Raw genomic sequence first — 7,062 nt, 5'->3', positions numbered from 1 at the left:
GACCCCGACCCCGACCCCGAACCCCAGGGCACCGCCACGCCCACTACGCCCGCGGAGGACCCGCAGCCCCCGGACGCCATCGCCGCCGACTGCACGGTCCGCTACGACGTCGCAGGCCAGTGGCCCGGCGGCTTCCAGGCCAACGTCACCGTCACCACCGGCAGCGCCCTCGACTCCTGGCAGGTCGCCTGGACCTTCCCCGACGGCCAGAGCGTCGACCGGATGTGGGACGCGGGCCACACCCAGGACGGCTCCCGCACCACCGCGACCGCCACCGGCTACAACGGCTCCGTCCCCGCCGGCGGCAGCCTCACCTTCGGCTTCCTCGCCTCCTGGCACGACACGAACACCCCACCCCACACCTTCACCCTGAACGGCCGCGCCTGCGCGTAGGGCCTGTTGTGAAAGTGCTGGTCATAGCCATTCGTTGACAGCTGCAATCAGCACGGTGGCTTCGTGGCGGACGGCGAGTTCGTCGTATCCGGTGGCGACGGCCCGATGGCGTTCTCTCATGGAGCCTCGTGCTGCGCCTCTTCCAGTCTGCGCTTCAGCCAGTCCGGGGTGTTCTCCTCGGTGCGCGGGAAGTGCCGTATGTCGTCAAGGTAGCTGCCGGCGTTGATCTGTGGCACAAAGTCCGGCTCGGAGTCGTAGTCGAAGGTTGTCTGATATTGCAGAGATCCGTCTGCGGTGATCACCGCGGTGAACCACGTTCCCTTCCCTGGTTCATGCATGGCATGGCGGAGGTCGTCCATGGCGTCGAAGACCGCCACCGGCGCCGTCCCGCCCTCCTTGCTGCCGTCGCGCATGGTGAATTCGAGGTCCGAACTGCTGAACCCGACCGTGGATCTATAGGCGTACCTGAGCTCGGACCATCCCTCCGGTGCCCTGCTGACGAGTCCTTGAAGGACCCCTTGAACACACTGGGACTGTTCGTCCGGGGTCATCTCGAATGTGGTCACTAGTACACTCATTTCTGGATCTGGGACTTGCGGTGAGCGGTGACGTGCAGTTCCCGGATGTACTAGTCGAATTGTGCGTCGTCCGCTCGTGTGCACACCACCGGCACCCGGCTCATGTGCCTCAGCGGCGCGGGCTTCGACGACACCGGCGGCCCGGGGCAGGGCATCGTTGAAATTCGATGGCGCCGCGGCGCGGGCGTCTCTATGGTGAGTGTGCTGTTTCCGGCGGCCGTTGGCCGCTGCTGTCCGCCGGGTGAGGAATGGGAGGTGTGACCGATGGCTGTCTCTGTGATGGGCGCTGCCCGCAACCAGAAGATCGTCCACTCCACCTCCGTAGCCTCCGGCTGACCATCCGTACCGGGCGCATTCGCGCGTCGCCGGGGCTGCCCCTGTGAAGGGTCACCCTTGAATTCCTCTCCACGTTCATCTTCCTCCGCCTCGTCGCACCCTCTCGCCGGTTACGGCTGGGACGAGGGCTGGGAGGCCGAGTTCGCTCCCTACGCCGAGCAGGGTCTCCTGCCCGGCCGTGTCGTGCGCGTCGACCGCGGGCAGTGCGACGTCGTCGTCGCCGACGGCGTCCTGCGGGCCGACACCGCGTTCGTCACCCCCCACGACCCCCTGCGCGTCGTCTGCACCGGCGACTGGGTCGCGGTCGAACCGGACGGCAACCCGCGCTACGTACGGACGTGTCTGCCGCGCCGTACCGCCTTCGTGCGGTCCACCTCCTCCAAGCGGTCCGAGGGGCAGATCCTCGCCGCCAACGTCGACCACGCGATCGTCGCCGTGTCGCTCGCTGCCGAACTGGACCTCGCCCGCGTCGAACGCTTCCTCGCGCTCGCCTGGGAGTCCGGGGCACAGCCCCTCGTCGTTCTCACCAAGGCCGACCTGGTGCCCGACCCGGCGACCCTGGCCCACCTCGTCCAGGACGTGGAGACCACCGCGCCCGGCGTGCCGGTACTGGCCGTCAGCGCCGAGCAGGGACAAGGGCTCGACGTCCTCGCCGCCACCGTCCTGGGCGGTACGGCGGTGCTGCTCGGCCAGTCCGGAGCCGGCAAGTCCACCCTCGCCAACGCGCTGCTCGGCACGGACGTCATGGACGTGCAGGCCATCCGCGACGTCGACGGAAAGGGCCGGCACACCACCACGACCCGCAACCTCCTCGCGCTGCCCGGCGGGGGAGTACTGATCGACACACCGGGACTGCGGGGCGTCGGGCTCTGGGACGCGGGCAGCGGGGTGGACCAGACGTTCGCCGAGATCGCGGAGCTGGCCGAGGGCTGCCGGTTCCACGACTGCGCCCACGAGAGCGAGCCCGGCTGCGCCGTCCTGGCCGCCATCGACAGCGGCGCACTGCGCGAGCGGCGGCTGGAGAGCTACCGCAAGCTCCTGCGGGAGAACCAGCGCATCGTCGCCAAGACCGACGCCCGGGTACGGGCCGAACTGCGGAAGGAGTTCAAGCGCCGCGGCGCCATCGGCAAGGCGGCCATGGAGGCCAAACGGGGCGGCCTGCGGTAGCCGGGGGCCTGCGGTAGCCGAAAGCCTGCCGTAGTCCGACGGTCCTCCAGCGCGATGTCCGATTTCCGCCAGCCCGGCCCTCCGGTCTGGCGGAAACTGGAACACGTGACACGAACAGCGGAGTACGAGACCACACGCGACGACGCCCGGTACGACGCCGTGCGCAGCCGGGACGCCCGGTTCGACGGCGCGTTCTTCTTCGCCGTCGAGACGACCGGAATCTACTGCCGTCCCAGCTGCCCCGCGGTCACCCCGAAGCGGCACAACGTGCGGTTCTTCGCGACGGCCGCCGCCGCGCAGGGCTCGGGCTTCCGGGCCTGCCGGCGGTGCCGCCCCGACGCCGTGCCGGGCTCCGCCGACTGGAACGTCCGCGCCGACGTCGTCGGCCGGGCCATGCGCCTCATCGGTGACGGCGTCGTCGACCGCGAGGGCGTCGCCGGACTCGCCGTCCGGCTCGGCTACAGCGCCCGCCAGGTCCAGCGCCAGCTCACCGCCGAGCTGGGCGCCGGGCCGGTGGCCCTCGCCCGCGCCCAGCGGGCGCACACCGCGCGGGTCCTGCTGCAGACCACCGGCCTGCCCGTCACCGAGATCGCCTTCGCGTCGGGCTTCGCCAGCGTGCGGCAGTTCAACGACACGATCCGCGCCGTGTACGCCGCCACCCCGAGCGAGCTGCGCGCCACCGCCCCGGCCCGCGACCGGGCCTCCCGGCGCGCTGCCGCCCCGTCCGCCGGTATCCCCCTGCGCCTCGCCCACCGCGGCACCTACCAGCCCGGCCCCGTCTTCGACCTGCTCCAGCGGGAGGCCGTCGCCGGGATCGAGGAGGTCGGCGGCCCGCCCGGCAGCCGCGTCCACCGGCGCACCCTGCGCCTGCCGTACGGCACCGGCGTCGTCGCCGTCCAGGAACGGCCGGGCCTGCCGAGGACGGGCAGCGGCGGCTGGCTCGACGCCCGGCTCCACCTCACGGACCTGCGCGACCTGACGACCTGCGTGCAACGGCTGCGGCGCCTGTTCGACCTCGACGCCGACCCGTACGCCGTCGACGAGCGGCTCGGCGCCGACCCCCGGCTGGCTCCCCTCGTCGCCGCCCGCCCCGGCATCCGCTCGCCCGGCGCCGCCGACCCCGACGAGTTCGCGCTCCGCGCCCTGACCGGACGCGAGGAGGCCGAGCGCCTGGTACGGCAGTACGGCAAGACGCTCGACGCGCCCTGCGGCGCCCTCACCCACTTCTTCCCCGAGCCGGCCGTCCTCGCCGAGGCCGAGCCGGACGGCACCCCGGGCGCGCTCGCCGCCGCCCTCGCCGACGGCACCGTACGCCTGGACCCCGGAGCCGACCGGGACGACGCCGAGCGCGCACTGCTCGCCGTGCCCGGCCTGGACGCCCGTACGGCCGCCGACGTGCGCACCCGCGCCCTCGGCGACCCGGACGTCGCCCCGCCCGGCGCGGACCTGCCCGACACGTGGCGCCCCTGGCGCTCGTACGCCCTGAACCACCTGCGCGCAGCAGGAGAACGGGAGAACGCCCGATGACCACCCCCACCCCCATCCCTGCCCCCACCGAGTGGCACTACTGGCACGAGATCGACAGTCCCGTCGGGCGGCTGCTGCTGACCGCCGGGCCGGACGGAGCGCTCACCTCCCTGTCCGTGCCCGGGCAGAAGGGCGGCCGGAGCGTCCAGGACGCCCGGCGGCATGACGCCGGGCCCTTCCGGGCGGCCGCGGAGCAGCTCGCCGCCTACTTCGCCGGGGAGCTGACCGTCTTCCGTCTGCCGCTGCGCGCCGAGGGCACCGACTTCCGGAAACGCGTGTGGGCCGCCCTGGACGACGTGCCCTACGGGGCGACCACGACCTACGGCGAGATCGCCGCCCGCATCGGCGCCTCCCGGCCCGCGGTACGCGCCGTCGGCGGCGCGATCGGCGCCAACCCGCTGCTGATCCTGCGCCCCTGCCACCGCGTGATCGGCGCCGACGGATCCCTGACCGGGTACGCGGGCGGCCTCGAGCGCAAGACCCAGCTGCTGTCGCTGGAGGGCGCCCCGCTCACCCCGCCAGCACCGCGCCCAGCCACGCGCCGGTGATCAGCAGGCAGGCGAAGAGTTCCACCAGCACATCGGCGCCGCCCGTGCGCAACGCCGTGCGCAGCGACGCCATCGCCTCGCCGTGCCGGCCCAGCCGCAGCCGCTCGGCGAGGTAGATGCCGCCCATGAAGCCCGGGACCGCGCCCAGTACCGGAAGCAGGACGAAGCCGAGGACGGCGCCCGCGCCCCCGTACGCCGTGAGGCGCCGCATGGCCTCGTCCCGGCGTCTCCTGCGGCCCGGCAGCGCCCAGCGCACCGCCCGGGACAGCAGCAGCACGGCGGTGGCCCCCACGAGCACCGCCCACGCCAGCGGCCGCGGATCCTTCAGGGCCCACCACAGGACCCCGGCCCACACCAGCCACGACCCGGGCACGCCGGGGAGCAGGACGCCGCACAGCCCGAGCACGATGACCAGGCCGGCCAGCAGGAGGTCCCACGCTCCCATCTGTCCAGGGTGCCGGAGCGGGGCGCGGTCCGCAGAACCGCGGGCCCCGGCGGCGGGAACGTGCCGGGATTCTCTCCCGGTGGCAGGGGTTGTCTGTTCTCCCCACGTGAGTGGTCGGGGTTTCTCCCGTGGGTGGTCAGGGCTTTCGGGCCACCCAGTCGCGTTCGTAGGCGTGCCAGCCCAGCTGGAGCCGGGTGGTCACCCCGGTCAGCTCCATCAGGCGCTTCACCCGCCGCTGCACGGTCCGCAGGCCCAGGTCGAGCTGCTTGGCGACGCTCGCGTCCGTCAGCCCGGCCAGCAGCAGGGAGAGGATCTCCAGATCGGTGCCGTCGGGCTGCTGCGGGCCGTGCTCCCGCACTCCGGACGCCCCGAGCCGCAGCGGGAGGGCGTCCCGCCACACCGACTCGAACAGACCGGACAGCAGCTCCAGCAGTCCGCCGGCGTGCACGACCAGCGCGGCCGGCTCCGAGGAGTGCGCGGTGAGCGGCACCAGGGCGAGGGACCGGTCGGCGACGACCAGCTTGGCCGGCACCCGGTCCGCGACCCGGACCTGCTCGTCGCGGCCCAGCGCGGCCGTCAGGCCGGTGACGCCGGACGGCTGGTCGAGGACGGACCGCTCGACCACCACGCGGTAACGGACACCGCGGCCGGTCGCCTGCTCCTCCGCGTCGTGCCCCACGCCCGGTACGACGACGACCGGGTTGCCGGTGACCAGCGCGCACACCTCGTCGCTCGCGCCCAGCCGGAGCTGGAGGACGCGCTGGTCGACCGCCGCGGCGCCGGTGACCACCTCCACCAGGTCGTGCACCGGAGGCTCGGCCGCCGCCGCCCGGTACTCCTCCGCCAACAGTGCCGCCGCCAGCTCCGCCTGCTCCAGCTCGTGCCGCTGCCGGGTGAGCAGGGCGCCCAGCGCGACGCCCGGCGGGGCAGCGACCCAGCGACCCGGCCCGGCCGGGGACCGGGCGGCGAGCCCGTGCTGCTCGAGCCGGCGCAGCGCACCCTCCGTGTCCCGCTCGCCCCGCGCCAGCCGCCGGGCCAGATCGGCCACGTCGGCCGCGCCCACGGACACCAGCGCCCGGTACGCCGCCTCCTGCGTGTCCTCCAGCCCCAGCGCTCCCAGCACTCCCAGCGCTCCCGCCATCCGGCGTCGCCCTCCCCATGAACCCGACTGAACCCCGACCGAACCCCGACAACGATGACCACGACCGCGCGACCGCACGACCGGCCGGGCGGGAGTGCGGACATCCGTGGCGGAAAACGGCCACGGCGCGAACCCGCCTCGGAACATCATCGCCGTACCGCCGGTCACTCTGCCAAGGCGGCGTCGCCGAGCAGTTCTCCCGTGGGGCGGTCCGCCCGAATTTTCCGATGCCCCGTTCTCATCCGGCTCCCTCGGTGGACAATCAGGAGCATGAGTCAGCAGGGGGGAAGGCCCAACGGTCCCACCGGTTCCACCGGTTCCACCGGTCCCATCGGTCCTGAGGACGACTGGTGGGGACAGTTGTACGACGACTCCACCGACGACACCGGTCCCACGGCCGCACCCGATTCCCTGGACGACCGCTTCGCCTCGGCGTCGGACACGGTGACGGACCCACCGGACGCGGCCCCTCCCACCGTCTCCGGGCCCCGGGCGGGTGAGCCAGCCCCTCCCGGCCCCCAACCGGGCCCGGCCTCGCCGAGGGCCCCGTGGGAACCGCCGCTGCCCGCGGCCTCCCCCTTCACCGCCCCGTCCACCTTTCCGCCCGCCCCGGTACGGCGCCCGGCAGCGGAACAACCCGGGCCGGTACCGGACTCCCCAAGTCCTGCCCAGCCCAAGCCCAAGCCCAAGCCCCAGTCCCCGTCACAGCCACCGGTCGAGCCCGTGCCGGATCCTCGGCCCGATGCGGGGTCCCGGGGCGCCCCGCTGCCGTTGTGGGACGCGCAGCCCCAGCCGCAGCCCGTGCGGCCTTCGCCGCCCCCGCGCGGGCGTACCGCCTCCGGTACCGGCGACGCCGACCTCACCGAGCCGCCCGTCACGCCCTCCCCGGCTCCTCCGCCCCCGAGCCCCTCGAGGACCACGACGCCC

The 7,062-nt window shown here is 73.7% G+C and carries 7 protein-coding genes; 4 read left to right on the top strand and 3 right to left on the bottom strand.

The features are described from left to right. Positions 1-393: cellulose-binding domain-containing protein (locus HZS56_RS36755; protein ID WP_216725154.1), on the top strand; the 393-nt coding region annotated here is incomplete at its 5' end. 116 nt (positions 394-509) lie between these two features. On the opposite strand, the gene HZS56_RS36750 is transcribed toward HZS56_RS36755, so the two are convergent. Continuing rightward, positions 510-959 (bottom strand): hypothetical protein, encoded by a 450-nt coding sequence (locus HZS56_RS36750; RefSeq protein WP_216725153.1) that lies wholly within the window; start codon positions 957-959, stop codon positions 510-512. 405 nt (positions 960-1,364) lie between these two features. Between HZS56_RS36750 and rsgA the strand changes: the two genes are divergently transcribed. Genes rsgA through HZS56_RS36735 form a run of 3 tightly spaced genes read left to right on the top strand, consistent with a single transcriptional unit; the run spans position 1,365 to position 4,549 of the window. Next, entirely contained in the window at positions 1,365-2,474 is a 1,110-nt protein-coding gene (gene rsgA / locus HZS56_RS36745; RefSeq protein ID WP_216725152.1) for a ribosome small subunit-dependent GTPase A, read from the top strand. Positions 2,475-2,528: 54 nt separating this feature from the next. Next, positions 2,529-4,001, top strand: coding sequence for a DNA-3-methyladenine glycosylase 2 family protein (locus tag HZS56_RS36740; RefSeq protein ID WP_216725151.1), 1,473 nt, complete (start codon positions 2,529-2,531; stop codon positions 3,999-4,001). Beyond that, positions 3,998-4,549 carry a methylated-DNA--[protein]-cysteine S-methyltransferase gene (locus HZS56_RS36735; protein WP_216725150.1) on the top strand — a complete coding sequence of 184 codons (552 nt, stop codon included), beginning with the start codon at positions 3,998-4,000 and terminating at the stop codon, positions 4,547-4,549. The genes HZS56_RS36740 and HZS56_RS36735 overlap by 4 nt, the downstream gene beginning before the upstream one ends. Here HZS56_RS36735 and HZS56_RS36730 read toward each other — a convergent pair. Both HZS56_RS36730 and HZS56_RS36725 read right to left on the bottom strand, forming a co-directional pair. After that, positions 4,512-4,994: a DUF456 domain-containing protein gene (locus HZS56_RS36730; RefSeq protein WP_216725149.1), complete on the bottom strand. Its 483-nt coding sequence runs from the start codon at positions 4,992-4,994 to the stop codon at positions 4,512-4,514. The two genes, HZS56_RS36735 and HZS56_RS36730, sit on opposite strands and share 38 nt — an antisense overlap. 136 nt (positions 4,995-5,130) lie before the next feature. Then, positions 5,131-6,117, bottom strand: a complete 987-nt coding sequence (locus tag HZS56_RS36725) for a TrmB family transcriptional regulator (protein WP_216725155.1) — start codon at positions 6,115-6,117, stop codon at positions 5,131-5,133. Positions 6,118-7,062 lie beyond the last annotated feature (945 nt).

Origin of the sequence: Streptomyces mayonensis, from assembly GCF_018982965.1 — a bacterium.
Taxonomy (GTDB): domain Bacteria; phylum Actinomycetota; class Actinomycetes; order Streptomycetales; family Streptomycetaceae; genus Streptomyces; species Streptomyces mayonensis.
This window is presented reverse-complemented; position numbering and strand designations above follow the sequence as displayed.